This is a genomic window from Cupriavidus sp. UYPR2.512, assembly GCF_000379565.1.
Classification (GTDB): Bacteria; Pseudomonadota; Gammaproteobacteria; order Burkholderiales; family Burkholderiaceae; genus Cupriavidus.
The window spans coordinates 28,185-54,440 of the sequence record NZ_KB903020.1 but is presented as its reverse complement, the minus strand read 5'-3'; the positions used below and the strand labels follow the sequence as shown (position 1 = coordinate 54,440).

Below are 26,256 nucleotides of genomic sequence, written 5' to 3'. Positions count from 1 at the left end.
TCAGGCGCCGCGCCCGCCCGGCAATGCCGTCCCGGAACCCAGGCGCGGCGAGAATGAGCCCACCACCGTCAGCGCGGCGAGCGCCGCCACGACGATCAGCGGAATGCTGGCGGCCACCAGCATCGATGCGCTCTGGCCCAGTGCGAACAGCTGCCCGGCAACGAGCGGCCCGAGGATCGAGCCGAGCCGGCCGATCGCTACCGCCGCGCCCACGCCGGTACCGCGTACTTCCGTCGGATAGGCCTGCCCGGCCAGCGCATACAGCACCGACTGGCCGCCCACCAGGAACAGGCCGCAGAAGAACGCGCCCCACGCCATTGACAGGCTCCCGCTCGCCCCGGCCAGTCCCGCCAGCGCAACCGCGATGCCCGCGTACATGCCCACCACCGTGAGGCGTCGCCCGAAGCGGTCCATCACGTTGGCGATGCCGACCGCGCCGATACCGCCGCCGATGTTGAACATCATCATGGCGATGCCGGCCTGCACGCGCGTCAGGCCGTTGGACAGCACCATCGACGGCAGCCAGTTCATCAGGAAGTACAGCACGATCAGCGTGCCCAGGTAGCTGACCCAGAGCGCAAGCGTGGTGCGCGTACGGTCGCTGCCGTATAGCGCCTCGATAAAGCCGGGCGTGGGTTCGGCGCTATTCGCGGACTGGGACTTCGCCCGGACGAACTGCGCCGACTCGCGCAGCCAAAGCGCGAGCAGCGGCACCATCAGCAGCGGCCCGAGACCGCCCACGTAGAAGATGTGCCGCCAGCCTTCGTCGGCGGGACTGATGATGCCGATCGCTGCCGCCAGCGCGGCGCCGAACGGCATGCCGCAGTACATGGCGCCGACGGCCGTGCTGCGCTGCGCGGGTGAAGCCGCTTCAGAGCACAGCGCGATCAGGTTCGGCATGGCGGCGCCCAGGCCCAGGCCTGTCAGCAGGCGCGCGGCCAGCAGGCTTTCAAAGTTCCACACCAGCGTCGTCGCCAGCGAGAACGCGCCGAACAGCGCCACCGACAGCATCAGCACGCGCTTGCGGCCCAGGCGGTCGGCCAGGCGCCCGCCCAGCGCCGCGCCCGGCAGCAGGCCGATCGCGCCGGCGCTGAAGGCCCAGCCCATCTGCGCCACAGACAGCGAGAATTCCTTCGCGATGCGCGGCGCGGCAACGCCCGCCGACTGCAGGTCAAGTCCTTCCAGCAAGGCAATGGCCAGGCACAGGGCGATCGTGGTGATGCTGTCCTTCGTGCTCGGGTTGGCCCCGCTGGGTTGAAATCTGTTCATTGGTTGTCTCCGTTCGTTCTGCGAGCCGCTCTTGGTGGCGGTTCTGTTGCGGGTATAGGTGCCAGCCGGGTTTCTCCCCTCCCGCTTGCGCGAGAGGGGAGAGACTCCGCGGTGATCCCCATAGCCTTTCTTACTGCTGGGCTTCAGCCGCGCGCTTCTTCAGGTCCAGCGCGACATCGACAATCATGTCCTCCTGCCCGCCCACCATCCGGCGCTTGCCGAGTTCGACCAGAATGTCCACAGTCTTCACCCCGTACTTGTTCGCGGCCACTTCCGAATGCCGCAGGAAGCTCGAATAGACGCCGGCATAGCCGAGCGCGAGCGTTTCGCGGTCCACGCGCACCGGACGGTCCTGCAGCGGACGCACGATGTCGTCAGCCGCATCCATCAGCGTGTAAAGGTCGGTGCCATGGTTCCAGCCCATGCGTTCCGCGGCGGCGATAAACACCTCCAGTGGCGCATTGCCCGCGCCCGCGCCCATGCCGGCCAGCGAGGCGTCGATGCGGTCGCAGCCTTCCTCGACCGCGGCGATCGAGTTGGCCACGCCGAGCGACAGGTTGTGGTGCGCATGCATGCCGGTCTGCGTGTCGGCGTTCAGCACAGCCTTGAGCGCGCGGAAGCGGTCCCGCACGTCGTTCATCGTCAGCGCGCCGCCGGAGTCCACCACATAGATGCAGGTCGCGCCGTAGCTTTCCATCTTCTTCGCCTCGACGGCCAGGTTCTCCGGCGTGGTCATGTGGCTCATCATCAGGAAGCCGACCGTGTCCATGCCGAGCTCGCGTGCGTACTCGATGTGCTGCTTCGAGATGTCCGCCTCGGTGCAGTGCGTGGCCACGCGCACGACACGTGCACCGGCGTCGTAGGCGGCCTTCAGGTCATGCGTGGTGCCGATGCCCGGTAGCAGCAGCGTGGCGATCTTCGCGTGCTCCACCACGTCGGCGACGGCGGCGATCCATTCGAGATCGCTGTGCGCACCAAAGCCGTAGTTGAAGCTGGAGCCTTGCAGGCCGTCGCCATGCGCGACCTCGATACTGTCGACCTTCGCGCGGTCAAGCGCTCGTGCGATGTCCTGCACGTTTTTGATCGAGTATTGATGGCGAACCGCGTGGCTGCCATCGCGCAGCGTCACGTCGGAGATATAGAGTTTCTTGGCCGTGTTGCTCATGCGCAGGCTCCTTCAGTGGTGGCGTTGGCACTCAGCATCGCTTGCGCCATGCGCTCGGCCGTGGCCAGCGCGGCGGAAGTCATGATGTCGAGGTTGCCCGCGTAGGCAGGCAGGTAGTGGGCGGCGCCCTCCACTTCGATGAACACCGAAGTCTTCAGTCCGCTGAAGCGGCCCAGGCCCGGCACATTGAGCGGCGCGCTGGCCGGGATCTCGTCGAACTGCACGGTCTGCTTGAGGCGGTAGCCGGGCACGTAGGCGTGCACCGCACGGACGATCTCCTCGATCGAGGCCTCGACCTTGTCGCGGTCGGCCAGCTCGGACAGCGTGTAGACGGTGTCGCGCATCATTACCGGCGGCTCGGCCGGGTTGAGCACGATGATGGCCTTGCCCTTCGCGGCGCCGCCGACAACCTCGATCGCCTTCGACGTGGTCTCGGTGAACTCGTCGATATTGGCGCGGGTGCCCGGACCGGCCGACTTGCTGCTGATCGACGCGACGATTTCAGCGTAGTGGACCTTCGCCACGCGCGACACGGCCGCGACGATGGGGATCGTGGCCTGGCCGCCGCAGGTGACCATGTTGACGTTCGGTGCGCCGAGGTGCGCGTCGAGGTTGACCACCGGTACGCAGTACGGGCCGATCGCTGCGGGCGTCAGGTCGATCATGCGCAGGCCCGGCTTGAGCTTGCGCAGCAGCGCGTCGTTCTTGATGTGCGCGCCGGCGGACGTGGCGTCGAAGACGAAGTCGATGTCGTCGAACACCGGCAGGCGCGTGAGCCCTTCGGCGCCCTCATGCGTAGTCGCGACACCAAGCCGGGCCGCACGTGCAAGCCCGTCGGAGGCCGGATCGATGCCGACCATCGCCGCCATCTCCAGATGCCGGCTGTTGCGCAGGATCTTGATCATCAGGTCCGTGCCGATATTGCCGGAGCCGATGATTGCTGCCTTGAGTTTTTCGGAAGCCATGTGTGTTCCTGGTTATGCGGCAAACGTCGCGCGGACGCTGCCGAGTCCTTCAATCTCGGTGGTGTAGGTGCCCGGCTCGGTGACCGCGACCATCGGGCCAAGCGCGCCGGTCAGCACCACGTCGCCGGCGCGCAGCGGCGTGCCGAGCTGCACCATGCGGTCCGCGAGCCAGACCGCTGCGTTGAGTGGGTTGCCAAGGCAGGCCGCGCCGTTGCCGCGCGACAGCACCTCGCCGTCGCGCGAGAGCGTCATCGCGCACGCGGTGAGGTCGACCGCAGACAGCGGCACCGGGCGGCTGCCGAGCACGAACACGGCGCTCGACGCGTTGTCGGCCACGGTGTCGACGAAGCGGATGTCCCAGTTCTGGATGCGGCTGTCGACAACTTCGATCGCCGCCAGCGCATAGGCACTGGCGCGCAGGATGTCGGCAAACGTGTGGCGCTCGTGCGTCAGGTCGTGCTCGAGCACCAGCGCGATCTCGGCCTCGACCTTGGGCTGAATCAGGCGCGACAGCGGCATCGGCTGGCTGTCGCCATAGGCCATGCTCGCGAACAGCGCGCCGAAGTCCGGCTGGTCGACGCCGAGCTGCTTCTGCACGGCCAGCGAAGTCAGGCCGACCTTGCGGCCGACGATGCGCTCACCGCTAGCTACGCGTGCGTCGACGTTGGCCTGCTGCACGGCATAGGCCGTGGTAATGTCGTCCAGCGCGATCTCGCCGCGCACCGGAGCAATGGTCTGGCGCGAGGCCTCGGCGTCGCGCAGGCGCGCGGCGATGTCGTTGACGAAGTTCCGGTCTGTCATCGGGTTCTCCTTGATCGGGTCAGGCAGCTGCGGCGAGCTCGGCGCGCGGCTCGGCGTGCATGGTGGCGAAGCCCGCGATCCACTCGGGAATGGCGCGGTAGAAATCGAGTGACGCGCGGTACGGCCCAAACGCGGCCAGCGCGCCGAACGCTGCCACCCAGGTGCGAATCTCGTGCGCCGACTTGCCGCCGTGGCGCGTGATGGCGTCGTTGGTCATGCCGTCGACGGCGGTCAGTTCGCCGGAAGCGAGCAGCGACAGGAAGGCGCGGTCCCACTCCGGATTGAGTGGATGCAGGTGGCTGTCGCCGGCGACGAAAGCCTGCGCGGCAGCAACGGTGCGTGCCTGGCGCGCGGCGCGCGATTCGGCCGATGGGTTGCGTCCGGCGATCAGGCGCTCCGCGACCTCCTCGCTCGCGCCGGACAGTTCCGGCACCGGCGGCTCGTGCGAGATGCCGCCCGAGCCAACCACCAGCACGCGCTTGCCGGTGCGCGACAGGAAGCGGCCGACCGCGTCGCCGAGCAGCCGCGCGCGGCGCAGCGTCGCCATCGGTGGCGCCACGGAATTGATGAAGACGGGGATGACCGGGTAGCGGTCCAGCCCGCCGGTCAGCACCGCGAGCGCATCGGCGCAGCCATGGTCGACCTGCATCCGATACGACAGCGAGACATCGATCTCGGCGGCCATCACGCTTTCGGCCAGCGACTGCGCCAGGCCCGCAGGCACCGGCAGCTTGCCGGCCAGGCTCCTGAAATCGCCGATCGCGGTAGCGGCCGCGCCGATGCAGAACGGCGGCATGACGTCATAGAAGAAGCCGTTGAAGTGGTCCGGCGCAAACACGACGACCAGTTCGGGATCGAACGCGCGCACGCGCTCGCGCGCCGCGGCCTGCACGCGCTCGACCTCGGCGACGACTTCAGGCGCGGGGTCGACATAACCGTGCAACGGCGTGTGCGACAGACATTCCAGGTGAATCGGCATCCTCATGCTCCTGCTGCTTGGGTAACGGTGATGGGGTCACGCGCCGGGCGCGACGACATGGAAGGGCTGGAGGCGCCGGCGTACGGCGGCACCTGCGTCATGCCGAGCCTGCCGGCCAGTTCCGTGATGGCGTCTGACACCTGCTGCGGCGAACACACGCCCGCGACAAAGCGGTCGGGGCGCAGCAGCACCACCGATTGCGGCAGGCGGCTGAACCACTCCTTCAAGCGGCCACTGGCGTCGCCGATCGCGAGCACGCCCTCGGGCACGTCGTCGGCATGGCGCAGCTGCACGTCAGGCTTGGCCAGCACGAAGCGCATGCCGGCCTTCTCCGCCAGGGCACGCGCCTGCGGCGTCAGGCCAAAGGTCGGGTCGGTGCCCCAGCCGATCACGGCAAAGCCGTTGCCGATGGCGTCGTCGAGCAGCGTGAGGCGATCATCGCTGGTGCGCACGCGCGGCTGGATGAACATGCGGCCCACCGGCGAACCAGCCAGCGGGTCGTTCCCATAGACCAGGCGCCCGAGCAAGGAATCGCGCTTCTCGCTCATCAGCCCCAGCAGGCGGCCCGGTGCCGAATTGCCGGAGCGCTCCAGCACGCGCGCCAGCCAGCCACTGCGCGGCTGCGGCGGCGGCAGCAGCACCACGCCTTCCTCGTAGCGCGGCATCGGCTTGAAGCGCATCTCGACGAAGTAGCGCTTGACCGATGGCAGCACGTTGAAGCTGCGCACGAAGGCATCGCGGAAGCGCGCGCCAAAGCGCGTGGTCGGCGCGAAGATGTCGCCCGCCACCTCGGACAGGTGGATCATCGAACGCGCATGGGCGCGACGCTCTGCGGTATAGGTGTCGAGCAGGCGACCATCGGCCAGCCCCTTCGTCACCATCGCGAGCTTCCAGCCGAGGTTGTTGGCATCGCGGATGCCGCTGTTATAGCCCTGCCCCTGCCACACCGGCATGATGTGCGCGGCGTCGCCGGCCAGTAGCACGCGATCGACGCGGAATGTCGAGGCGAGCCGGGCGTTGTGCGTGTAGACGCGCTGACGGATGTAGTCGACCTTGTCCGGATCGGCCACCACCTTGCGGATCAGCGCGGCCATGTTCTCCGGTTTCGACAGCTCTTCCTCGGTCTCGCCGGGCATCACCATGAATTCGAAGCGGCGGATGCCATGCGGCAGCGCGGCCGAGACATAGGGGCGCTCGTGGTCGCAATGCATGTAGATGTGCGGCGAACCGACCGGGTCATTGCGCACATCGACGACGATCCACTGGTTCGGCTTGGTGCGGCCCTCGAAGGGCACCTCCAGTGCGCGGCGCGCCAGGCTGTTGCCGCCGTCGGCGCCGACCATGTAGGCGGCGCGGATGGTGCGGCGCTGGCTGCCGCTCGTGGTCACCTCGACGCTCACCCCGGCGCTGTCCTGCGTGAAGGAATCGACGCCATGGCCGAACAGCACCTGCACGTGATCGAAGCGCTGCAGCCCCTCATACAACACCCGGTCGGCCAGCGGCTGGATGAACGCATTGCGGCGCGGCCAGCCGAACTCGTCGGTGCGTGGCTCGATGGACGCGAAGCAATGGCCGTCCTTCGTGACGAAGCGCATCCAGTGGTCAGGGGTGGTGTGCGGCAGCAGCGTGTCGGCAAGCCCGACCGCCTGGAATACGCGCAGCGCTTCATCGTCGAGGCCGATGGCGCGCGGATAATCGATGAGCTGGTCCAGCTTCTCGACGACCGTGACGCGCACGCCCTGCAGGCCGAGAATATTGGCGATCATCAGCCCGACCGGGCCGGCGCCGATGATGGCGACGTCGGTTTCGACATCGGGAAGACGGTCGGCGTGCACCGTCTGCGTGGCCGTGGTGTTCATAGGTCTCCTACTGGCAAGGCACGAGCGCACCCCCGCGCCGCTCTGGCGCGTACCGGCTGTGCTGCGATGAATGGGAATTGTGCGGCCGGCGGTGCCGGCTACGGGTCAGGCGCCGGAAATGCGGCGCCGGCGACGGATCAGGCAGGACATTGGGGGGCGTCTCCGTGGATTTGCGATTTTCAGAAGAGTCTAGGCATCCGCCAGCGCGCGCTCAAACATTTCTATAAAATGTGCAAGGATTGCACATGATTGATTTTTAAGGATTTTCCATGACCAAGTACGCGAACGTGCGGGGCCTGTCACGCGGCCTACTGGTGCTGCGGGCGCTCAACGCCATGGAAAACGGCCGCGCCACCAGCCAGCAGCTGAGCGAATCGACCGGCCTGCACCGGACCACCGTGCGGCGCCTGCTGGAAACGCTGGTCGAAGAAGGATTCGTGCGGCGTAGTACGTCGGACGACAGCTTTCGCCTGACGCTCGACGTGCGCGCGCTCAGCGAAGGCTTCACCGACGACGAACGCATCGCCACTGTCGCGCCGCCGATCATGGGACGACTGCTGCAGCGCGTTGTCTGGCCGTCTGACCTGACCACGCCCGACGGCGACGCCATGATCATCCGCGAGACTACGCACCGGTTCAGCCCGTTGTCGTTTCACCGCGCCATGGTTGGGCGGCGCCTGCCGATCCTGCTGACCTCGGCCGGCCGCGTGTACTTCTCGATGTGCCCGGATGCCGAGCGCGAAGACATTCTCGAAGTACTGCGTTCAGGCGCGGGCGGCGAACAGCAGCTCAAGCTCGCGATGGATGACGCCTATATCCGCAACCTCATCCGGCAAACGCGCAAGGACGGATTCGGGTCCAACCATGGCGACTGGGCGGACCAGCGCAAGATCGGCGCCCTGGCCGTCGCCATCCAGGCGGAAGGCCGCGTCCTGGCCAGCCTGAACGTCATCTATCTCGAGCAGGCGATCAGTCCCCCAGAAGCAACGCGACGGTTCGTGCCGGAGCTGCAGCGGGCGGCAAAGGAGATGGTCCAGGCGCTGGAGAGTAGTGATGGTTAGTCGGGAAAGGGGAGCCGCGGCGCCTGTCAAGCACGACAGCGCCCAACCTCACATCGACGCCACATGCTCCCGGACCAAGGCCAGCAACCCGTCCAACTCCGCCGAATGCGCTTCCGCGCGTGACACCATCGGCCCGGGATGCCGGTGGGGGACAATGCTCAGTCTGGAAAGGGACCGCCTGCGCATGCCTAGCAAAGGTGGGCGAGCCTACGTGCGACACATCCTGCCCGTGCCGCCGGACCGCCCGCATCAGCTGGGCTGGTCCACAGCATCGGCGCAGAATGTCAGCGCTTCTGGCAAGCGCATTCCTGGCCGCAGCGGCATTGCGGCCCGCAGGTACAGGCGGTTTGTTCGGCGGGCTTCTGGCAACCACGGTATGCCGCCCAGTCATCCCCTGGGCTCCGGACTCGGCGCAGGTCATGGCAGCGAGCATCAGGGGCTGGCTAGCGTAACGATCCGCATAAGCCGCATTGCGCGACGCGACGTCCGCATTATGGCCGGGCAGCCGGCCATAATGCGTAGCGCGTAGCAAGCAGCGCCTCTGCTGTTCCGCCTCTTTGCGAAAGCGCTCGCCTACGCCGGCCGGACCACCATGCAGGTCGCCGTAGCGGTCGCCACCACCTCACCGTCCTGGCGCAACTCCCCCACCACGTTGCAGACATTGCGGCCGCGCCGTTCCAGGCGCGCGCGTCCTTGCAGCGGGCCGGCTTGCGCCGGGCGCAGGAACGAGAGATTCAGGTTCAGCGTGGAGCAGTACTCGCCATCGGCCAGCGTTGCCGTAACCAGCATCGCCGTCACGTCGTCCAGCATGGCGCCCAGCATGCCGCCCTGCACCTGGCCGGCCGGGTTGAGGAACGCCTCGGTGGCAACGTAGTCGGATTCGAGCGAGCCGGCCTCCAGGTCGGCCCGGCGGACGCTGCCGCCGAGCAGGCCGGCGACTGCGGGCACAGGAGCCTGCCCGCGCAGCATGCGCGTGAAATAGTTGGTATTGCTCATCATGCGCGTCCCCAATCAACGGCCAGTGAAGCGCGGCGCGCGCTTCTCGCGCCAGGCCAGTGCGCCTTCGCACAGGTCTTCGGAAGCATCCGCCTCGGTGATGTCCCGTGCCAGCCCGGCGGCGTCGAGTTCGCCGCGGGCAATGCGGTTCATGTGCTTCTTCATGCCAAGCAGTGCCAGCGGTGCCATGCCCGCGAGTGCCTCGCTCCACTGCGCGGCAAGCGCGCGCAGCGCCTCGGGGCCGTCTTCCAGCCGGTCCAGGTAACCGCAGGCCAGCATGGCGGCCGCGTCGAACTTGTCGGCCATCAGCAGGATGCGCTTGGCCGTGGCCAAGCCCAGGCGCGTGACGTAGCGCTCCATGCCGCCGCGGTAGAACAGCAGCCCAAGGCGCGCGGCCGGCACCGACATCTCGGCGCCAGCCGCGCCGAAGCGAAAGTCGCATGCGAGCGCCAGGTCCGTGGCGCCGCCGTACACGCCGCCATGCAGCACGGCAATGGTGACCGGCCGCGCCTGTTCCAGTGCGTTGGCCAGCGCCTCGAAGCGGGCACCGACATCGTCCCCGCCGAGGCGGCCGATGTTGAACCCGCTGCAGAAGTGGCGGCCCTGCCCCTCGAGGCGCAGCACGCGGACCCGGCTATCCGCGTTGACGGTCTCCAGGTAAGTGCGCAGCAGGTCGAGGTCTTCCGGCTCCAGCCGGTTTGCCACCTCTGGGCGGCGCAACGTGATGACGGCGACGTGGCCATCGACGACCAGTTCGGGCACCTGTCCTTGCGGGTTCTCGCTCATGACATCCGCCCCGCTCAGCGAAAGCCGTATATCCGCATGGTGGTCTCGCCAGCCTCCACCCGCTTGAGAATCGCGGCCTCGGTGGCCTCGCGGTCCTGCGCCTTGCCGACGACCTCCGCCGCACGCTTGCGCGGCACCACCACCACGCCGTCACGGTCGCCCACGACGAGGTCCCCCGCTTCCACGCATGTACCGCCGATCAACACCGGTGCATTGAGCCAGCCAATCGCGCCATAGTCCTTGCCGGTCCCGCGGATGCACAGGCCGCGCGCGAACACCGGGAAGCCGATTTCCTCGAGCAACACGCCATCGCGCACGCAGCCGTCGATGACCAGCCCGCCAAGTTGCTTCACCTTTGCCGCTGTGGTCATGATCTCGCCCCAGTAGCCGTGCTCGTAGGCGCCACTCACATGCACCACCAGCACGTCGCCCGGTTGCGCGATGTCCAGCGCGCGGTGCAGCCACAGGTTGTCGCCGCCGGGCGAATGGACCGTCAGTGCCGGGCCGCAGATGCGAAATCCCGGTGCGACAGGCTTGATGGCGGGCGAAACCACGCCGATCTTGCCGCCCGCTTCATGCAGCGTGGCAGTGGGCAACGCGCGCGCATCGCTGACGATATCGGCGCTGACCCGTTCGAATTCGCAGGTCGTGGTGCTGGTTGCATCGTGTTCCGCCATGGTCAGGCTCCCTTGGTCTGCAGCTGGTGGTAACGGAACTGGCGGCGCGCTTCGTCCAGGCGCATGCCGCCGCGCACGGCTTCGCGGATCGCGTTTTCCGCGTGCTCGATCTGCTCGGCGGTGTCGAGCACCGCAGCCTCGTGCTCGCACGGGATGACCACCACGCCGTCGGCATCGCCGCGCAGGATGTCGCCGGGCTGCACGCGCGCGTCGCCGATATTGACTACCACATTGGTGGCTTCGACCTGGACGCGGTCCTTGCCCGTGCGCATCCAGTGGTCCTTGCTGAACACCGGGTAGCCGAGCTGGCGGCACAGCGCGACATCGCGGCACACGCCGTCGATGACGGTGCCGGCAATGCCACGGCGGTGCGCGATCTCGGTCAGGATGTCGCCCCAGACCGTGGCGTTGTCGCGGCCGCCGTTGTCGAGCACGAGGATGCTGCCCGGCGGCACATCGTCAATGTAGTCGCCCACGGTGCCCGCCGGATTCGACGCCGGACCGTACAGCAGCGTATAAGCGCGGCCCGCCGTGGCAAAGCCCTCGCCGCGCGCCTTGATGCGGTAGCACTGGCCGGCGATGCCGTGCTTGTCCAGCGCATCGCTCAGCGTGGCGGTGTCCAGCTTCGCGGCGCGCGCGACGTTGATGTCCTGTTGTTCGCTCATCTCTCTCAACCCTTCAGCATATCTTCGTAGTTGCCGCTCATGACGTCGCCGATCGGTGTGCCGCCCAAGATGGCTTTCGCCATCACGGCCTCCTTGCGCACAATGGCTTCGGCGGTCTCCAGTACGCGGGCGATGTCGCGCGCGGCGATGAAGATCACCGCGCTGCGGTCGGCCACCACGTAGTCGCCCTCTTCCACCGTCACGTTGCCGATCTGCACCGCGACATTGGTGCCCTGCTCCACCACACGGCTGCGCGCGGTGAACGCAGTCAGCGCGCGGCTGAACACCGGGAAGTCGAAATCTAGCGCTTCATCGATGTCGCGCACGGGGCCGTCTGCCACGACACCGGCAACGCCGCGTACCTTTGCGCCCAGCGATAGCAGTCCGCCCCAGCTGCCGGCTTCCACGCCGGTGCGCTGCTCGACGACGATGATGTTGTCCGGCCCCGCCAGCTCGATGGCCGTGCAGCCGAGATGACGGGTCGGTCCCGGCGGCGGCGCACCGGTGCCGAGCTTGACGGTAATGGCACGGCCGGCAATGCGCCCGGCGCCGGAGCGCTGCGGCAGGCCGGTCACAGTGCCCGGCAATTGCAGCTTGTCGAGCGCGTCTGACACCGCGCAGCAGTCGAGCCGGCGCAGGCGTTGTACATAGGATTCGGTTTCACTCATGGTCGTCTTGGAGTCCGGTTCAGCAGTTCAGTCGAGGGTGCGCCAGGCAGCGAAACACAGCCCGGTGCCGGTCATGGCGGGCGTGCGGTAGCCCGGCACATAGGAAGCCCATTCAAGGTCGAGGTCGCGCACGGCTTCCACGGCGATCAGCCAGTTGCGGATCTCCGAACTGCCCGCCTGGAGCTGGCGCGGATCCAGCGAGGCCAGGAAGCCGGTGTCCTTCCTGCGGATGGCATCGATGATCGCGTTGTCGAGTTCGGCATCCACCACGAAGTGGCTCAGGCCGCCCGAGGCCAGCACGCCCACGCGCAGGTCTTCGGGATAGGCGGCGATCAGCTCGCGCAGCGCGGCACCAAGCTGGATGCAACGGCGCGGCGTGGGCTGGTTCGGCGGATCGAAGGTATTGACGATGACCGGCACCACGGGCAGGTCCAGCCCCTGCAGATAGCGCCGGTGGATGAACGAAAACGCATGGCCTTCGAACTGGCCGCGCTCGAGCCCGTCCATCGCGGCGATGTCGAAGTCGCGGTCGCACAGCTCGCGGATCAGCCAGCGGCCCAGGTCGGCATTGACCGGGTAGTCGCGGTCGGCGTCGGGCTCATGGCGCGCCATGCGGGCCTTCTTGTACCAGCCGTCGGATGGGCTTTCATCGCGTTTCGCGTTGCGGATGGTGTCGCCGTAGTAGATCGCGAAGGCCGGGTTGTTGGTGGTGCGAAACAGCTCGGTCTGGTCGTCCCCGACCACCAGCAGCACGTCGAGGCGGGCGGCGCGGATGCGCTCGCGCAGCTCGTCCATGGCCGCTTCGGCCTGGTCGTAGCGCTCGCCCATGCGCTCGGGCGTCACCATGGCCTCGGCATCGGCCGGGGCGATGGCCAGCAGGGCCTCATAGGTGGTCGGGTTGCCGGCCCGGTCGAAATAGTGCGGGTTCTTCGGGTCGACCTGGCGGAATCCGTGCTGCCAGTCTTCACGCTGGCAAACCAGCATGATGCTGTGAGAAGAGCCGAATGCGGCGACGAGTCTTGCCATGGGAGTGTCCTTCGTTCAAACGATGTAGGCGGCGCGCAGCTTATCCACCTGCCCGGCGCTATAGCCAAGCTCGCGGAGGATGTCGTCGGTGTTGGCGCCCTGTTCCGGTGCCGGCTGCGGCGGCAGGTCGCGCGGATAACGCGACAGGCGCATTGGCTGCCCCACCAGGGCAACATCGCCAAGCTCGTCGTGGTGCATCGGCCAGGCGACCCCGAGGTGCTTCACCTGCGCGTCGGCGAACACCTGGTCGACGCGATGGATGGGACCGCACGGCACGCCGGCCTTGAGCAGCCGCTCGGTCCATTCGGCGGTGGTGCGCGTGCGCAGCGCGGCCTCGATCGCCGCATTAACCTTGTCGCGGTTGCGCACGCGCTCGGGATCGGAACCGAGGCCGGGTTCCTCGACGAGATGCGGCACTTCCAGGGCTTCGCACAGCCGCTTCCACATGGTCTGGCCAATGGCGGCGATGTTCAGGTAGCCGTCGCTCGTCGCAAACACTCCCGTGGGCACGGTCAGCGGATGCTCGTTGCCGGTCTGCTCGGGGATCTTCTGGTCCACCAGCCACTGTGCGGCCTGGAAATCGAGCATCGCGATCTGCGCTTCGAGCAGCGACGTCTGCACCCACTGACCTTCGCCCGATGCCTCGCGTTCCAGCAGCGCGGTGAGAATGCCCATTGCGCAGAAGTGCCCCGCGCACAGGTCCGCGAGCGGAATGCCGACGCGCATCGGGCCTTCGCCCGGCTTGCCGGTCACGCTCATCAGCCCGCCCATGCCCTGCGCGATGGAGTCGAAGCCGGGCCAACCGGCGTAGGGGCCATCCTGTCCGAAGCCCGAGATGCTCGCGTAGACCAGGCGCGGGTTGATCGCGCGCAGCGCATCGGGCCCGATGCCGAGGCGGTGCTTCACATCGGGGCGGTAGTTCTCGATAAAGACGTCGGCGCGGCTGACCAGCTCGTGCAGGATTTTCACGCCCTCCGGGGTCTTCATGTTGAGCGTGAGGCTCTCCTTGTTGCGGTGGAGGTTCTCGTAGTCGGCGCGATTGTGGTCGCGTCCGCCGATCATGTCGTCGCCGCCGGGCGCACCGGGCGGGATCTCGAGCTTGATCACGCGCGCGCCCATGTCGGCGAACAGCCTGACCGCGGTGGGGCCGGCGCGCACGCGGGACGCGTCGAGAATCGTGAAGCGGGACAGCGGGCCCTTGCGAACGGCAGTGCCGCGCTCGTCTTGTCTGGTGTCAGCCATGGTCATTACCTCAGGTCGTCATGCCGGGGTGAACATCGGCACGGCGTGGCCGCCGTCGCTCGGCTTGAACACGACTTTCACACGCTGGCCGATCTCGATGTCGCGCGGATCGCAGTCCACCAGGTTGCTCATCATCGTCACGCCTTCGTCCAGCTTGATATAGGCGAGCGTCCAGGCGGCTTCGCCCTTGCCCATGGTGCTGAACGAATAGACCGTGCCGATGCCGCTGGCATCACGCCATTCGGTGCGATCGGACTGGCAGTGCGGGCAGATGTCGCGCGGGTAGTAGTGCGGCGCGTGGCAGTCCAGGCAGACCTTCAGCAGCAGGCGGCCGGTGTCGGCGGCATCCCAGAACGGCTGGCTTTCCGGCAGCGTGCGCGGCGCGGGGATCTTGCGCGGACCGGCGGGCGGCGCCTTGGCAGCGGCGTTGGCAGGCGTGGCAGGTGTGCTCATGTTGATCATTCCCTTTCAAGAATCAGCGTGGCTGCGGTGTGGCGGGAAGCGAGCGCGCCGCCGATGCCGCTGGCAAGTGCCAGGTCGCAGTTGCTGACCTGCACTGCGGGATGCGCCTCGCCGCGCAGCTGGCGCACGGCTTCGATCACCTTGGTGACACCGCCGCGGTTGGCCGGATGGTTGTTGCACAGGCCGCCGCCGTCGGTGTTGAAGGGAAGGCGTCCCACGCCGGAGATGAGCCCGCCGTCGGCGACGAACTTGCCGCCCTCGCCCTTCTTGCAGAAGCCCAGGTCTTCCAGCTGCATCAGCACGGTGATGGTGAAGCTGTCGTACAGCGATGCGTACTTGATGTCGGCAGGCGTGACACCCGCTTCCGCGAACGCTGCCGGGCCCGACCATGCGGCGGCCGACCATGTCAGGTCGATATTGCCGCCCATGGCATGCTTGGGCGCTTCACCGGCTCCTCGCACCTTTACAAGCGGGCGCTTGAGCTGGCGTGCGATCTCGGGGCGCGCCACGATCAGCGCGCCGCCGCCGTCGCTCATCACGCAGCAGTCCAGGCGATGCAGCGGGTCGGCCACCATCGGCGAATTGACGACGTCTTCGACGGTGACCACATAGCGCAGCATCGCGTGCGGGTTGTGCTGGGCGTGATGGGACGCTGCCACCTTGATCCACGCGAGCTGTTCGCTGGTGGTGCCGAATTCGTACATATGGCGCTTCGCGACCATGCCGTACAGGTTCTGCGTGGCCGGGCCGAACGGCAGCTCGAATGCCACGTCGGGCGCATCCGGGTCCGGCGCACGCAGCGCCAGCGCAGCGCCCGCCGCGCGCGGCCGTCCGGCCAGCGTGATCAGCGCGACATTGCAGCGCCCCGCGGCAATGGCCTCGGCGGCATGCGCAACGTGCAGGATCGGCGCGGAGCCGCCACATTCGGTGGAATCCACGTGGCGCGGCTTCAGGCCGAGGTATTCGACGATCGTTGTCGTTCCGAGGCCGGGCGCATCGCCGGCGCAGAAATAACCGTCGACGTCTGCTGCGGTGAGGCCGGCGTCGGCCAGCGCGCCGCGCGCCACGTCGGCATGCAGACGCGCGACCGACAGGTCATCGGCTTTGCGCGTGGGATGCTCGTAGGCCCCCACGATGTAGGCGGATCCGTTCAGGGTCATGATGAAAGGCAGGAACTAGGTGAGATGGCTGGCGTGGCGCGCGTGATCACTGGTCAGGCGAAAAGCCGCTGGCCTTGATGACGGGGCCCCAGTAGGCGAGTTCCTTGCGCTGCAGACGATCCAGATCTGCAGCCGGCCGGAAGTCGGGATTCAGCGTGGCGCGCTGCTGCAGCGTGGTGCGCACGTCAGGCATGGCGAGTACCTTGCCCAGCGCCGCCTGCATGCGATCGAGCTCTGCTTTGGGCGTGCGTGCGGGTGCCCAGATGCCGGCCCACGCTTCGCCACTGTCGACGGCCACGCCCTGCTCGGTTGCGGTCGGCACGCCCGGCAGCAGCGGCGAGCGTGCGGCACCAAACACGGCGAGGATGCGGACCTTGCCGCTCTTGGCATGCGGCAGGATGTCGCCGGCGGTCATCACGGCTGCAGCGAGTTGCCCGCCGAGCAGGTCGGTGACGAGCGGGCCGTTGCCCTTGTAGGGCACGACATTCATTGGCACGCCGATCGCCTTGCCGAACTGCAGGCCCGTGAAGTGGGTCTGGCCGCCGAGCCCGGCCGTGCCGAACATGGCCTTTCCGGGATGCGCCTTCACCCATTCCACGAAGCCCTTCACGTCGGTGACGCCAGTCTGGGTGCTCACGACCAGCGCCAGCGGATACGAAATCACCACCGCGACCGGTGACAGGTCGGCCAGCAGGTCGTACTTGAGCATGGCCGGCGGATACAGCAGCGTCGGGAAGATCGCGGTCGCATTCGGCGCGACCATGTAGGTCAGTCCGTCGGGAGCGCTGTGCTTGAGCATGCCGGTCGCGACGCGGCCACCTGCGCCGGGGCGGTTGTCGACGATCACGGTCTGCCCGAGTTCGCCTTGCAGCTTCTCGGCCAGCACGCGCGCCACGGTGTCGGTCGAGCCGCCGGGCGGGAAGCCGACCAGGAACTTGATCGGCTGTTTCTCTTGCGCCTGCGCGCCGCAGGCAAGCGCCAATCCCAGCGCTAGCAAGCCGCAGGCGGATCTGAGGGTACGGATGAGGGCCATGTCTTTGTCTCCTGTGTATTTCTTGTGTGAACCGGCCAGGTCAGGCCTGCCGGGCAAAACAAGCCAGGTGATGCCCGGCGTCGCCGAACAGCTGGTTGATGACCATCAGGCGCTTGGCGTAATGGCCCACGCGGCACTCGTCCGTCATGCCCATGGCACCGTGCATCTGGATCGCCCACTGCCCGACCTGCCGGCCCGCCTGTCCGATCATCACCTTGGCAGCGGACACCAGCCGGCGGCGCTGCACGGGGTCGCCATCGGCCACCGCCATGGCGGCCACGCAGGCCATCGACTTGCACTGCTCGAGCGCGATCAGCATGTCCGCCACGCGGTGCTGCAATACCTGGAACTTCGCGAGCTGTGTGCCGAACTGCTTGCGCGTCTTCAGTTGCTCCGCGGTCAGGTCCAGCAATGCTTCCAGCGCGCCGACGGCTTCCGCGCACAGCGCGGCGTTGGCGCGGTCCGCAGCGGCGACAATCGACGGCAACGCGGCGCCGGCCTGGCCCAGGACCGTGTCGGCGCCCACGCTGACTTTTGTCAGCGTGAGGTGCGCGGCGCTGCGGCCGTCCAGCGTGCGGAACTCACGCACGATCGCTCCGGGTGCATCGGACGGAACGAGGAAGAGCGTCACGCCCTGTTCGTCCGTGGCATCGCCGGCAGTGCGCGCCGCCACGAGGAAGGCATCGGCCTGCGCGCCATCGAGCACCAGCGACTTGGCCCCGTCGATGACCCAGCCATCGCCAGCGCGGCGCGCCTGTGTACCAACGCGCGACAGGTCATAGCGGGCGTCGGCCTCGTGGATGGCAAGAGCCAGCCGCGCCTGCCCCGCCGCCAGCGCCGGCAGCCACTGCTGCCGTTGCGCGGGCGTGCCGGCTTCGTCGAGCAGTTGCCCGGCCAGCACCACGCTCGACAGCCACCCGTCGCCGCCGAGCGCCCGGCCCAGTTCCTGGGCCACCAGCATCATTTCGGTCGGGCCCTGCCCGCTGCCGCCGACGTCTGCTGCAAGCGGCAGGCCCAGCAGGCCAAGGTCGGCCATGGCGGCCCAGCGCGCGGCGGCTTCGCCGCCGGTCTCGGCATCGCCGCGGCGGTGCGCGGGGTACTCGCCGTCGCAGAAGCGGCGCACCGCATCGCGCAGCGCGATATGTTCGTCGTTGAGAGAGAAATCCATGGTCTCGGGTACGGTGTCAGGCCGCGAGGAAGGCCTTGCTGATCAAATTGCGCTGCACTTCGTTGACGCCGCCGTAGATCGACAGCTTGCGCGCGTCGAGGTAGTTGGCGGCCAGCGCCGACAGTTCGAGCGGGCTGGCCGGATCGTCCAGCTCGCCGCGCAGCGCTGCTTCTTCGAACGGCACCGCATGCGGACCCGCCACTTCCACCAGCAGCTCGTAGATGGCCTGGCGCAGTTCGGTACCGCGCACCTTGAGCATCGACGCTTCCACGGCCGGCACGCGGCTCTGCTGGTTGGCGCTGAGCAGGCGCAGCGCGGTGAATTCGAGCGCCAGCAATTCGATCTCGAATTGCGCCAGGCGCGACTGCAGCACCGGATCGCCGTCCAGCCCTTCGCTGGCCGCCAGCGCGCGGGCGCGCTGCAATTGCTGCTTGCACGAGCCGATGCCCGCGATGCCCGTGCGCTCATGGCCGAGCAGATACTTGCCGTAGGACCAACCCTTGTGTAGCTCGCCGACCAGGTTCTCCACCGGCACCCGCACGTTGTCGAGATAGCACTCGTTCAGGTCGGTGCCGCCTTCCAGCATGCGGATGGGACGGACCTGCACGCCCGGCGTGTTCATGTCGATCAGCAGGAACGAGATGCCCTCCTGCGGCTTGGCCGCGTTCGGGTCGGTGCGCACCAGCGCAAACATCATCGAGCACCAGTGCGCATACGAGGTCCACACCTTGTGGCCATTGACTACGAAGTGCTTGCCATCAGGCTCAAGCACCGCGGTGGTCCTCACCGCGGCGAGGTCCGAACCGGCGCCCGGCTCGGAAAATCCCTGCGCCCACCACGTATTGCTCTGGCGGATATCGGGCAGATACTTCGCCTTCTGTTCGGGCGTGCCGAACGCAATCAGCACCGGCCCCAGCATCTGGATGCCGCTCGCGATGATGCGCGGCGCGCCGCCGAGCATGGTTTCCTCGTCGAAGATATAGCGCTGCACGTGGTTCCAGCCCGGCCCGCCGTGTTCGACAGGCCAGCCCGGCGTCAGCCAGCCGCGGGCTTCGAGGATGCGGAACCACGTCACGTAGTCGGCATGCTCCAGGCGCAGGCCGAGTTCGACCTTGCGCCGGATATCGGCGGGCAGGTTCGCCTTGACGAACGCGCGCACCTCCTGGCGGAACGCCTCGTCGGCGGGAGAGAAAGTCAGCTTCATGGTGTATGCGTAAGTTCAGGCTTGCGGAGCGCAGACGACCAGCGCGTCGAGCGCGAGCACGCGGTCGGGATAGGCCACCAGCGGGTTGACGTCGATCTCGACAATGGCCGGGTTGGCGCGCATTTGCCCGCCGATCAGCGTCACGGCGCGCGCGATGGCGGCCACGTCAATCGCGGCCGCGCCGCGGATGCCCCGCAGCAGGGAAGCCGCCTTGAGCCGGCCCAGTTCCTGTACGACATCGGCCTCGGCGATATCCGCCGGGATCAGCCGCACATCCTTGAGCGCCTCGATCCACACGCCGCCCAGGCCCACCAGCACCACCGGGCCCCAGCCGGCATCGCGCCGCGCGCCGACCACGAGTTCCAGTCCGCGCGGCCCCATGGCCTCGACCAGCACCCCGTCGAGCGTGAGGTCCGGGCGATGGGTGGCGATGTTCTGCTGCAGGCGATCCCAGCCGGCACGCAGTGCGGCTTCATCGGCCAGCCCGACGATCACGCCGCCGACGTCGCTCTTATGCGGCAGTTCGCTGGCCTGCGCCTTGATGACCACGGGGTAGCCGATGCGCGTGGCAATCGCGGCGGCATCATCGGCGCTCGTCGCCAGCGCGCCTTCGGGCACAGTCAGCCCCGCAGCGGCCAGCCATGCCTTGCCCTGATACTCGGCGAAGACGCCCGAAGTCGGAACGGCGCCGGGCAGCGGCACCGCCGCAGGAACGGACTGGCTGGCGCGGCCGGCGCGCTGCAGCGCCTCGCCATAGGCCGAAACGCGGGCGAGCGCGCGCAGCGCGCGGTCGGGCGAGCGGAAGAACGGCACGCCGCTGGCGCGGATCGCCTCGACAAAGAACGGTTCGATGGGACCGCTGTCGCCGGTCACGACCAGCACAGCCGGCTTGCCGGCGCGGGCCAGCGCCGGGACGATGTGCTCGGCCTTGTCGCGCTGGGCCACTTCGGGCCCGGCAGGAATGCTCAGGACGATGCTGCCCACGGCCGGATCGGACAGCATGGTCAGCAGGACCTCGCCGACCAGCCCGGGCTGGCGCACGCCAATGGTGGTGTAGTCGAGCGGGTTCTCGGCCACCGCGTAGTCCGGCAGCATGGCCTTGAGACTTGCCGTTGTCTGCGCGCCGAGCGGGGGCAGTTCCAGACCGAGCCCATCGCAGAAGTCCAGCGCGACGTTCTTCATCGCGCCCGAACCGGTCATAAAAGCCGGGCCGCCAGCTGGCGGCACCGGGAAACGCAGCAGGATTGCTGCAGCGTCGACAAGCTCGTCAGGGGTATCGACCAGCACCACGGCCTCGCGCGCCAGCGCCACGCAAGCAGTGGCGTGATCGCCGGCCAGTGCGCCGGTGTGCGACTGGGCGGCTTCGCGGGCACGCTCGCTGCGGCCCGGCATCAGCATCACGATCGGTTTGCCGGCCTCGCGCGCCTTGCGCGCCAGCGCCAGGAAGGTACGCGGACGGCGCACCTGTTCGGCGTACACGGCCAGCACGCGGGTCTGCGGGTCGTCGATGTAGTGGGCAACGAAATCCTCCGCGCCGAGCGAGGCCTCGTTGCCCGTGGATACCACTGCGGTCAGCGGCAGCCCGCGCCCGATGAAGGCGTCGCGCATGTTCGCGGCCATCGCCCCGCTCTGCGCCACCACGCCGATACCGGGGCGTCCGCCGCACGGATAGGGCTGGACCGCTTCGAAGGTCACGGGCACGTTGCCCTCGAAATTCGTGAAGCCCATGCAGTTCGGCCCCAGCAGCGCCATGCCGGCGTCGCGTGCGGCGGCCGCAAGCTGGTCTTGCCGTTCACGGCCGGCGTCGCCGGTCTCCGCATAGCCGGAGGCGAACAGCACCGCGGCTTTTGTGCCCTTCGCGGCCAGGCTGCGCACCGCGTCGAGCACGCCTGCCTCGGGAATTGCCAGCACGGCCAGATCGATGCCTGCCGGCAGTTCGTCCACCGTCTTCACGCAAGTGCGGCCATTGATCTCGGCGCTGCTGCGGCTGACCAGGTGAATCGCGCCGGCGTAGCCAAAGCGCTCCAGGTTCGCCAGCACGAAGCCGCCAAATGAACGCGGGTCCGCCGAAGCGCCGACGATCGCCACGGAAGCCGGACGCAGGACGCTGGTCACGGCAGCCACCGCGGCTTCGGCCGCCGGTTCGCGCTGTCCGGCCTGCGCGCCGGAAAAGTCTGAGGTCTTCATGGGTTGGGTTTCTTCCAGAAAAGGGCGTTTGCCTCGTGTTGAACGAATTCTGGCATACCAGAACAGCAGTTTCAATACACCAGAAAACGCAAACTCCGAAAAACTGGTAGGGGCTTTCCCCTAGCCGCACACCCGTTCTGAAGGGACTCCCAGTCATGCAAGAGACTGATAAATCACTGCGGCGAAGCGCTTGCGCCGCTCCGCCGCGCACCAGCCTCAAAGCCAGAAAGCCATACGCAGAGCGGATTTCCGAGATATCTTCCGTTCCTCATCCGGCCTTCCTGTCTCTCAGCATAGAAGACGAATGTCGAATAATCCCGAGCCTGTTCGATGCGATCATTAGTCACCGTCTTTGCATACCAGTATTTTTTTGTTGTATATTTTCGACCAACAACCACATGCTTGTCGTCGTTCAACCGTATGCAAACAACCCATCCCACCCTGATTCCGCCGCGCCACAGCCGGGCCGAAGACATCCGGGCCACGCTGGAGGCCGAGATCGAGGCAGGCGTGCTGTGTCCCGGCGCACCGCTCGACGAGCGGGAACTGGCGCAGCGCTTTGGCGTATCGCGCACGCCGGTGCGTGAAGCGCTGCAGCAACTGGCCGCGCACGAACTGGTCAGCATTGCCCCGCGCCAGGGTGCGGCGGTGGCGCGCCTGTCCGTCGGCAAGGTGCGGGCGATGCTCGAATACGTGGGCGAACTGGAATCGCTGGCCGCGCGGTTGGCGGCACGCCGCGGGGATGAAGCGCTGCACGCCGCACTCGACGCGGGCCTGTCGTTGGGCCGGCGCGTGGCAGCAGCGCCCGGTGCGGTTGGCTACGCCACCGCGAACGCGGCCTTTCACGAAGCCATCTACCAGGGCTGCTGCAACGAAATCCTCGCCGGCCATATTCGCGCGGCGCGGCGCTGCCTGCAGCGCTACCGCATGCGCGACTTCGCTACCGGCCAGCAGGTGGCGAAGTCGCTGGAAGAACACCAGCGCATTGCCGACGCCATCCGCGCCGGCGACGAACAGCAGGCTGCCGCGGCCATGACGCTGCATGTGCCCGCGGGCACCACTGGCTTCGCCGAATTCCTGGCGACCGTGCCGGCCCATTTCTTCGACGGCGGCCATGCCGCCGTCTCCTGATCCCGAATCCCGGAACCCGCTACTTCAGGCATCCCATGACCAGACCTCTCCGTTCGATCGACGTGCCCGGCCTTGCGCACAACGCCCCCATTCCCACCGGCGCGCGCGTGGGCAATGTCATCTGCACCTCCGCCATCTCGGGCAAGGATGCGGCCACCGGCGAACTGCCGACCGGGGCCGACGCACAGGCCGCGCACGCGTTCCGCAATCTCGCGAGCGTGCTCGCGGCGGGCGGCGGCAGCGTGGCGGACGTGGTCAAGCTGACCATCTACGTGAAGGACAACAGCGTGCGCGAAGCCATCAACACCGAATGGCTGCAGTGCTTCCCGAACCCCGAAGACCGCCCCGCGCGGCACATCGTCGTGCATGAACTGCAGCACGGCATGCTCCTGCAACTCGAATGCCTGGCCGTTCTGGCCGGCGCCAACCAAGGCTGAACACCATGATCATCGATTCCCACGCCCACGTCGTCATGCCCCCGGAGAGCTTCCGCTACATGGCGGAACTGATCGGCGGACGCGCCAACCCGTCCACCACCCCGAAGATTCCGGACGCCTCGGTGCGCAAGGCCGCGGAAGAACTGGTGCGCAGCATGGATGCCGTCGGCACCGACGTGCAGTTCATCTCGCCGCGCCCCTACCTGCAGATGCATTCGGTCAAGCCGGGCCGCGTGACCGAGCTGTGGTCGCGCCACTGCAACGACATCATCGCGCGCTTCGTCACCATGTTCCCGGACCGCTTCCGCGGCGTGGCCGGCTTGCCGCAGCACATGCTGGAATCGCCGGCCGAGCGCGCGGTGCCCGAGCTGGAGCGTTGCGTCAATGAACTCGGCTTCGTCGGCTGCCTGATCAACCCGGATCCGACCGAGAGCGAAGGCCCGACGCCGCCGGGCCTTGGCGATCCGTTCTGGTATCCGCTCTACGAAGCCATGACGCGCCTGGACGTGCCGGGCCTGATCCACTCCGCAGGAAGCTGCAGCGCGCGCGAGTCGTACACGCTCAAGTTCATCAACGAAGAAAGCATTGCCGTGATCTCGCTGCTGAACTCCAAGGTCTTCCAGGACTTCCCGAACCTGAAGATCGTCGTGGCACACGGCGGCGGCGCGATTCCGTACCAGATGGGCCGCTTCCGTTCGTGGTCGGTGCGCAAGGGCGAGACCGTCACGTTCGACGAGCAGCTGCGCAAGCTGTATTTCGACACCTGCAACTACTCGACCGAAGCGATCGACCTGCTGCTCAAGGTGGCCGGCACCGACAACGTGCTGTTCGGCACCGAGAAGCCCGGTACCGGCAGCGCGCGCGACCCGCTGACCGACCGCGACTACGACGACATGAAGCCGGTCATCGAAGGCATCTCGTGGCTGACGGACCAGCAGCGCAAGAACATTTTCGAATGCAACTGCCGGCGCCTGTACTCGCGCGCTTTCCGCACCGACGAGGAGTGCTGAGATGCCGCTGACCCGCGAAGACAACGACCTGCTCACGCGCGTGGAGAACGGCGCGCCGATGGGCGAGATGATCCGCCAGCATTACTGGATCCCCGCCGTGCCCTCGGCCAAGCTGGTGGCTGACGGCGCGCCCGTGCGCGTGCGGCTGCTCGGCAGCAATTATGTCGCGTTCCGCCGCACCGACGGCGCGGTGGGCGTGCTCGATGAACTTTGCCCGCACCGCAAGACGTCGCTGCTGATGGCGCGCAACGAAGACAACGGCCTGCGCTGCATCTTCCACGGCTGGAAGCTCGGCACCACCGGCGAGGTCATCGAAGCGCCGAACCACGTCGGCGACCAGGCGCAGTTCTGCAAGCACGTGCGCGTGAACCGCTACGGCGTGCAGGAGCGCGGCGGCATCGTCTGGGTGTGGCTCGGCAAGGGGGAACAGGCACCGAAGTTCCCCGACCTGCCCTTCACCTCGCTGCCCGAAGACCAGCGTTCGGTCACGAGCCAGGAAGTGCCGACCAACTGGGTGCAGGGCGTGGAAGCATCGATGGATTCCTCGCACGTCGGCGTGCTGCATGAATCGACCACGCAGATCACGGCAGGCTCGGGCAACCAGCGCATGCACATGACGCAGGCGCTTGCACCGCGCCTGGAGTTCGAGGACCGCCCTTATGGCTACCGCTATGCGGCGCTGCGTCCGCTGCCCGACGACAAGCTCTATGCGCGCGTGAACAACTTCGTCATGCCGTGGTACGGCATCATCTGCGCGCCCGATGAAAAGGGCCCGAGCACGGTGTTTTTCTCCACTCCGGTAGACGATGTCACGCACCGTGCCTGGTTCGTGCATTTCAATCCGCACCGCCCGCTCGGCATGACGATCATGTCGGCCACGCCCGACGTGTGGAACTTCCCGCCGCTGCCGCCGGGCACGCCCGCCGACAACTGGGGCCAGAACCGCGACCTGATGCGCCGCGGCCATGCCACCGGGTTCCCGCAGCATCTGGGCACCGAGGACTTCGCCATGTTCATCGGTCAGGGCCCGATTGCCGACCGCACCACCGAGCAGCTCTGCTCGGCCGACGGCGCGGTGCTGCGCGTGCGCCAGGCGCTGCTGAAGTCGGTGCGCGAGTTCGCGTCTGGCAAGACCCCGACGCTCGCCGACAACCCCGAGCTCGACTACAGCCGGATCGTCTCGATCGGCGGCGTGCTGCCCGCCGGCGAAGACTGGCGTTCGCTGGCCACGGCACCCTGAGCCGGCCGGCACAAGACTGACAAGAAGACGGAGACAATGATGACCAGCCCCCGCCTCCGCTCGCGTCGCCGGCTGCTACTGGCGGCGTGCGCGGGCCTCGCCGCACCCGCGGCCTCGTTCGCCCAGCTTCGTGGCAAGCCGCCCATCCGGATCCTGGTGGGCCTGCCGCCCGGCGGCGGTACCGATGCCATCGCGCGGTACTTCTCGGATTCCCTGCCCGCGCTGCTGGGCCAGCCCGTGATCGTGGAGAACCATGTCGGCGCCGGTGGCCGGCTGGCGGCGGATGTGCTCAAGTCCGCCGAGCCGGACGGCCTCACCTACATGATCGCGCCCAATGCCACGCCCACGTTCCAGACGCTGGTGTTCGGCAAGCAGCTCAAGTGGGACCTGTGGCGCGATTTCGCACCGGTGGCCGGACTGGTGTCCTATCCGACCGGCATGGCCGCGGGATCGACGACTGGTGTGTCGACCGCGGCTGCATTCGTGCAGTGGGCGCGCGCCCATTCGCAGGAAGCCAGCTTCGGCACGCCGGGCCTCGGCGGCCAGAACCATTTCCTCGGCATGCAATTCGCCAAGGCGGCTGGCATTTCGTTGTCGGTGACGCCGTACAAGGGCACGCCGCCGATGATCACCGACCTGCTGGGCGGCCATATTCCATCGGCCGTCACGCTGCTGCAGGACCTGCTGCGCCATCACCGCGCGGGCAAGGTTCGCCTGCTCGGCATCTTCAGCGACAAGCGTTCGCCGCTCGCGCCGGATATCCCGACCATGGCCGAGCAGGGCATTGCGGTGCGCTCCGGCGACGCGTGGACAGCCATGTGGGCACCCGTGCGCACGCCACAGGCCGAGGTTGCCCGCATGCAGACGGCGCTAAAAACCATCCTGGCCGCGCCGCAGGCACGCCTGTCGCTGATGGCCCAGCTCTCGGTGGTGCCCGACTACCTCGACGGCGAACAGATGGCACGGCGCCAGCGCGCCGAGCTGGAAACGTGGGCACCGATCATCCGCGCCTCGGGCTTTCGCGCGGAGCTGTAGAAGCCGGGACCACAAGACTTTCGCGGCCAT

At 67.7% G+C, this 26,256-nt stretch carries 26 protein-coding genes; 6 read left to right on the top strand and 20 right to left on the bottom strand.

The features are described from left to right. The 6 genes from mhpT to A3A5_RS0118090 all read right to left on the bottom strand — a co-directional run bounded on the left by mhpT (position 1) and on the right by A3A5_RS0118090 (position 7,038). The gene (mhpT, locus tag A3A5_RS0118115) at positions 1–1,269 is read right to left on the bottom strand and encodes a 3-(3-hydroxy-phenyl)propionate transporter MhpT (protein WP_018311958.1); all 1,269 of its coding nucleotides are present in this window, start codon (positions 1,267–1,269) and stop codon (positions 1–3) included. Between the two features lie 130 nt (positions 1,270–1,399). Beyond that, on the bottom strand, positions 1,400–2,434 hold the full coding sequence (dmpG, locus tag A3A5_RS0118110; RefSeq protein ID WP_018311957.1) for a 4-hydroxy-2-oxovalerate aldolase: 1,035 nt from the start codon (positions 2,432–2,434) through the stop codon (positions 1,400–1,402). Further along, the gene (locus A3A5_RS0118105; RefSeq protein ID WP_018311956.1) at positions 2,431–3,399 is read right to left on the bottom strand and encodes an acetaldehyde dehydrogenase (acetylating); all 969 of its coding nucleotides are present in this window, start codon (positions 3,397–3,399) and stop codon (positions 2,431–2,433) included. The genes dmpG and A3A5_RS0118105 overlap by 4 nt, the downstream gene beginning before the upstream one ends. Positions 3,400–3,411: 12 nt before the next feature. Continuing rightward, on the bottom strand, positions 3,412–4,200 hold the full coding sequence (gene mhpD, locus A3A5_RS0118100; RefSeq protein WP_018311955.1) for a 2-keto-4-pentenoate hydratase: 789 nt from the start codon (positions 4,198–4,200) through the stop codon (positions 3,412–3,414). A gap of 19 nt (positions 4,201–4,219) precedes the next feature. Further along, positions 4,220–5,179 carry a 3-carboxyethylcatechol 2,3-dioxygenase gene (locus A3A5_RS0118095; RefSeq protein ID WP_018311954.1) on the bottom strand — a complete coding sequence of 320 codons (960 nt, stop codon included), beginning with the start codon at positions 5,177–5,179 and terminating at the stop codon, positions 4,220–4,222. Positions 5,180–5,181: 2 nt separating this feature from the next. After that, positions 5,182–7,038 (bottom strand): bifunctional 3-(3-hydroxy-phenyl)propionate/3-hydroxycinnamic acid hydroxylase, encoded by a 1,857-nt coding sequence (locus A3A5_RS0118090; protein ID WP_018311953.1) that lies wholly within the window; start codon positions 7,036–7,038, stop codon positions 5,182–5,184. A 269-nt stretch (positions 7,039–7,307) separates the two neighbouring features. On the opposite strand from A3A5_RS0118090, the gene A3A5_RS0118085 reads away from it, so the two are divergent. Further along, positions 7,308–8,099, top strand: a complete 792-nt coding sequence (locus A3A5_RS0118085) for a DNA-binding transcriptional regulator (RefSeq protein ID WP_018311952.1) — start codon at positions 7,308–7,310, stop codon at positions 8,097–8,099. A 573-nt stretch (positions 8,100–8,672) separates the two neighbouring features. Here A3A5_RS0118085 and A3A5_RS0118080 read toward each other — a convergent pair. From A3A5_RS0118080 to A3A5_RS43415, 14 genes are all read right to left on the bottom strand, one after another. After that, positions 8,673–9,098, bottom strand: coding sequence for a PaaI family thioesterase (locus A3A5_RS0118080; protein ID WP_018311951.1), 426 nt, complete (start codon positions 9,096–9,098; stop codon positions 8,673–8,675). A gap of 12 nt (positions 9,099–9,110) precedes the next feature. Beyond that, positions 9,111–9,881 carry an enoyl-CoA hydratase/isomerase family protein gene (locus tag A3A5_RS0118075; RefSeq protein WP_018311950.1) on the bottom strand — a complete coding sequence of 257 codons (771 nt, stop codon included), beginning with the start codon at positions 9,879–9,881 and terminating at the stop codon, positions 9,111–9,113. A 14-nt stretch (positions 9,882–9,895) separates the two neighbouring features. Beyond that, positions 9,896–10,558 carry a 4-carboxy-4-hydroxy-2-oxoadipate aldolase/oxaloacetate decarboxylase gene (locus A3A5_RS0118070; protein ID WP_018311949.1) on the bottom strand — a complete coding sequence of 221 codons (663 nt, stop codon included), beginning with the start codon at positions 10,556–10,558 and terminating at the stop codon, positions 9,896–9,898. A gap of 2 nt (positions 10,559–10,560) precedes the next feature. Beyond that, on the bottom strand, positions 10,561–11,223 hold the full coding sequence (locus tag A3A5_RS0118065) for an RraA family protein (RefSeq protein WP_018311948.1): 663 nt from the start codon (positions 11,221–11,223) through the stop codon (positions 10,561–10,563). 5 nt (positions 11,224–11,228) lie between these two features. Next, complete coding sequence (locus A3A5_RS0118060; RefSeq protein ID WP_018311947.1) at positions 11,229–11,891, bottom strand: RraA family protein; 663 nt, start codon at positions 11,889–11,891, stop codon at positions 11,229–11,231. 27 nt (positions 11,892–11,918) lie between these two features. After that, complete coding sequence (locus A3A5_RS0118055; protein ID WP_018311946.1) at positions 11,919–12,917, bottom strand: protocatechuate 3,4-dioxygenase; 999 nt, start codon at positions 12,915–12,917, stop codon at positions 11,919–11,921. 15 nt (positions 12,918–12,932) lie between these two features. Further along, positions 12,933–14,159, bottom strand: coding sequence for a CaiB/BaiF CoA-transferase family protein (locus A3A5_RS0118050; protein ID WP_051108541.1), 1,227 nt, complete (start codon positions 14,157–14,159; stop codon positions 12,933–12,935). 18 nt (positions 14,160–14,177) lie between these two features. Beyond that, the gene (locus tag A3A5_RS0118045) at positions 14,178–14,612 is read right to left on the bottom strand and encodes a Zn-ribbon domain-containing OB-fold protein (RefSeq protein ID WP_157637254.1); all 435 of its coding nucleotides are present in this window, start codon (positions 14,610–14,612) and stop codon (positions 14,178–14,180) included. A 5-nt stretch (positions 14,613–14,617) separates the two neighbouring features. Continuing rightward, positions 14,618–15,781, bottom strand: a complete 1,164-nt coding sequence (locus A3A5_RS0118040; protein WP_018311943.1) for a thiolase domain-containing protein — start codon at positions 15,779–15,781, stop codon at positions 14,618–14,620. Positions 15,782–15,827: 46 nt separating this feature from the next. Beyond that, positions 15,828–16,814: a Bug family tripartite tricarboxylate transporter substrate binding protein gene (locus tag A3A5_RS0118035; RefSeq protein WP_026200882.1), complete on the bottom strand. Its 987-nt coding sequence runs from the start codon at positions 16,812–16,814 to the stop codon at positions 15,828–15,830. A gap of 40 nt (positions 16,815–16,854) precedes the next feature. Next, the gene (locus tag A3A5_RS0118030; RefSeq protein WP_018311941.1) at positions 16,855–17,982 is read right to left on the bottom strand and encodes an acyl-CoA dehydrogenase family protein; all 1,128 of its coding nucleotides are present in this window, start codon (positions 17,980–17,982) and stop codon (positions 16,855–16,857) included. A 16-nt stretch (positions 17,983–17,998) separates the two neighbouring features. Next, a complete protein-coding gene (locus A3A5_RS0118025; protein ID WP_018311940.1) occupies positions 17,999–19,186 on the bottom strand; it encodes an acyl-CoA dehydrogenase family protein in 1,188 nt (395 codons plus the stop codon). Between the two features lie 15 nt (positions 19,187–19,201). Further along, complete coding sequence (locus A3A5_RS0118020) at positions 19,202–21,373, bottom strand: acetate--CoA ligase family protein (RefSeq protein ID WP_018311939.1); 2,172 nt, start codon at positions 21,371–21,373, stop codon at positions 19,202–19,204. 173 nt (positions 21,374–21,546) lie between these two features. Continuing rightward, entirely contained in the window at positions 21,547–21,789 is a 243-nt protein-coding gene (locus tag A3A5_RS43415) for a hypothetical protein (protein WP_157637253.1), read from the bottom strand. A 4-nt stretch (positions 21,790–21,793) separates the two neighbouring features. Between A3A5_RS43415 and A3A5_RS0118015 the strand changes: the two genes are divergently transcribed. From A3A5_RS0118015 to A3A5_RS0117995, 5 genes are read left to right on the top strand one after another with little or no spacing between them, the layout of a single operon-like run. Further along, positions 21,794–22,504, top strand: coding sequence for a GntR family transcriptional regulator (locus tag A3A5_RS0118015; protein WP_018311938.1), 711 nt, complete (start codon positions 21,794–21,796; stop codon positions 22,502–22,504). A gap of 35 nt (positions 22,505–22,539) precedes the next feature. Continuing rightward, a complete protein-coding gene (locus A3A5_RS0118010; protein WP_018311937.1) occupies positions 22,540–22,941 on the top strand; it encodes a RidA family protein in 402 nt (133 codons plus the stop codon). A 5-nt stretch (positions 22,942–22,946) separates the two neighbouring features. Next, positions 22,947–23,951 carry an amidohydrolase family protein gene (locus A3A5_RS0118005; RefSeq protein ID WP_018311936.1) on the top strand — a complete coding sequence of 335 codons (1,005 nt, stop codon included), beginning with the start codon at positions 22,947–22,949 and terminating at the stop codon, positions 23,949–23,951. 1 nt (position 23,952) lies between these two features. After that, on the top strand, positions 23,953–25,191 hold the full coding sequence (locus A3A5_RS0118000) for a Rieske 2Fe-2S domain-containing protein (protein WP_018311935.1): 1,239 nt from the start codon (positions 23,953–23,955) through the stop codon (positions 25,189–25,191). A gap of 36 nt (positions 25,192–25,227) precedes the next feature. Next, positions 25,228–26,226: a tripartite tricarboxylate transporter substrate-binding protein gene (locus A3A5_RS0117995; RefSeq protein ID WP_232431379.1), complete on the top strand. Its 999-nt coding sequence runs from the start codon at positions 25,228–25,230 to the stop codon at positions 26,224–26,226. Positions 26,227–26,256: the final 30 nt, after the last annotated feature.

What these genes read in the sequence shown, in the direction of transcription:
- mhpT (WP_018311958.1), bottom strand. Translation starts at nt 1,269, where the DNA reads ATGAACAGATTTCAACCCAGCGGGGCCAACCCGAGCACGAAGGACAGC.
- dmpG (WP_018311957.1), bottom strand. Translation starts at nt 2,434, where the DNA reads ATGAGCAACACGGCCAAGAAACTCTATATCTCCGACGTGACGCTGCGC.
- A3A5_RS0118105 (WP_018311956.1), bottom strand. Translation starts at nt 3,399, where the DNA reads ATGGCTTCCGAAAAACTCAAGGCAGCAATCATCGGCTCCGGCAATATC.
- mhpD (WP_018311955.1), bottom strand. Translation starts at nt 4,200, where the DNA reads ATGACAGACCGGAACTTCGTCAACGACATCGCCGCGCGCCTGCGCGAC.
- A3A5_RS0118095 (WP_018311954.1), bottom strand. Translation starts at nt 5,179, where the DNA reads ATGCCGATTCACCTGGAATGTCTGTCGCACACGCCGTTGCACGGTTAT.
- A3A5_RS0118090 (WP_018311953.1), bottom strand. Translation starts at nt 7,038, where the DNA reads ATGAACACCACGGCCACGCAGACGGTGCACGCCGACCGTCTTCCCGAT.
- A3A5_RS0118085 (WP_018311952.1), top strand. Translation starts at nt 7,308, where the DNA reads ATGACCAAGTACGCGAACGTGCGGGGCCTGTCACGCGGCCTACTGGTG.
- A3A5_RS0118080 (WP_018311951.1), bottom strand. Translation starts at nt 9,098, where the DNA reads ATGATGAGCAATACCAACTATTTCACGCGCATGCTGCGCGGGCAGGCT.
- A3A5_RS0118075 (WP_018311950.1), bottom strand. Translation starts at nt 9,881, where the DNA reads ATGAGCGAGAACCCGCAAGGACAGGTGCCCGAACTGGTCGTCGATGGC.
- A3A5_RS0118070 (WP_018311949.1), bottom strand. Translation starts at nt 10,558, where the DNA reads ATGGCGGAACACGATGCAACCAGCACCACGACCTGCGAATTCGAACGG.
- A3A5_RS0118065 (WP_018311948.1), bottom strand. Translation starts at nt 11,223, where the DNA reads ATGAGCGAACAACAGGACATCAACGTCGCGCGCGCCGCGAAGCTGGAC.
- A3A5_RS0118060 (WP_018311947.1), bottom strand. Translation starts at nt 11,891, where the DNA reads ATGAGTGAAACCGAATCCTATGTACAACGCCTGCGCCGGCTCGACTGC.
- A3A5_RS0118055 (WP_018311946.1), bottom strand. Translation starts at nt 12,917, where the DNA reads ATGGCAAGACTCGTCGCCGCATTCGGCTCTTCTCACAGCATCATGCTG.
- A3A5_RS0118050 (WP_051108541.1), bottom strand. Translation starts at nt 14,159, where the DNA reads ATGGCTGACACCAGACAAGACGAGCGCGGCACTGCCGTTCGCAAGGGC.
- A3A5_RS0118045 (WP_157637254.1), bottom strand. Translation starts at nt 14,612, where the DNA reads ATGAGCACACCTGCCACGCCTGCCAACGCCGCTGCCAAGGCGCCGCCC.
- A3A5_RS0118040 (WP_018311943.1), bottom strand. Translation starts at nt 15,781, where the DNA reads ATGACCCTGAACGGATCCGCCTACATCGTGGGGGCCTACGAGCATCCC.
- A3A5_RS0118035 (WP_026200882.1), bottom strand. Translation starts at nt 16,814, where the DNA reads ATGGCCCTCATCCGTACCCTCAGATCCGCCTGCGGCTTGCTAGCGCTG.
- A3A5_RS0118030 (WP_018311941.1), bottom strand. Translation starts at nt 17,982, where the DNA reads ATGGATTTCTCTCTCAACGACGAACATATCGCGCTGCGCGATGCGGTG.
- A3A5_RS0118025 (WP_018311940.1), bottom strand. Translation starts at nt 19,186, where the DNA reads ATGAAGCTGACTTTCTCTCCCGCCGACGAGGCGTTCCGCCAGGAGGTG.
- A3A5_RS0118020 (WP_018311939.1), bottom strand. Translation starts at nt 21,373, where the DNA reads ATGAAGACCTCAGACTTTTCCGGCGCGCAGGCCGGACAGCGCGAACCG.
- A3A5_RS0118015 (WP_018311938.1), top strand. Translation starts at nt 21,794, where the DNA reads ATGCAAACAACCCATCCCACCCTGATTCCGCCGCGCCACAGCCGGGCC.
- A3A5_RS0118010 (WP_018311937.1), top strand. Translation starts at nt 22,540, where the DNA reads ATGACCAGACCTCTCCGTTCGATCGACGTGCCCGGCCTTGCGCACAAC.
- A3A5_RS0118005 (WP_018311936.1), top strand. Translation starts at nt 22,947, where the DNA reads ATGATCATCGATTCCCACGCCCACGTCGTCATGCCCCCGGAGAGCTTC.
- A3A5_RS0118000 (WP_018311935.1), top strand. Translation starts at nt 23,953, where the DNA reads ATGCCGCTGACCCGCGAAGACAACGACCTGCTCACGCGCGTGGAGAAC.
- A3A5_RS0117995 (WP_232431379.1), top strand. Translation starts at nt 25,228, where the DNA reads ATGATGACCAGCCCCCGCCTCCGCTCGCGTCGCCGGCTGCTACTGGCG.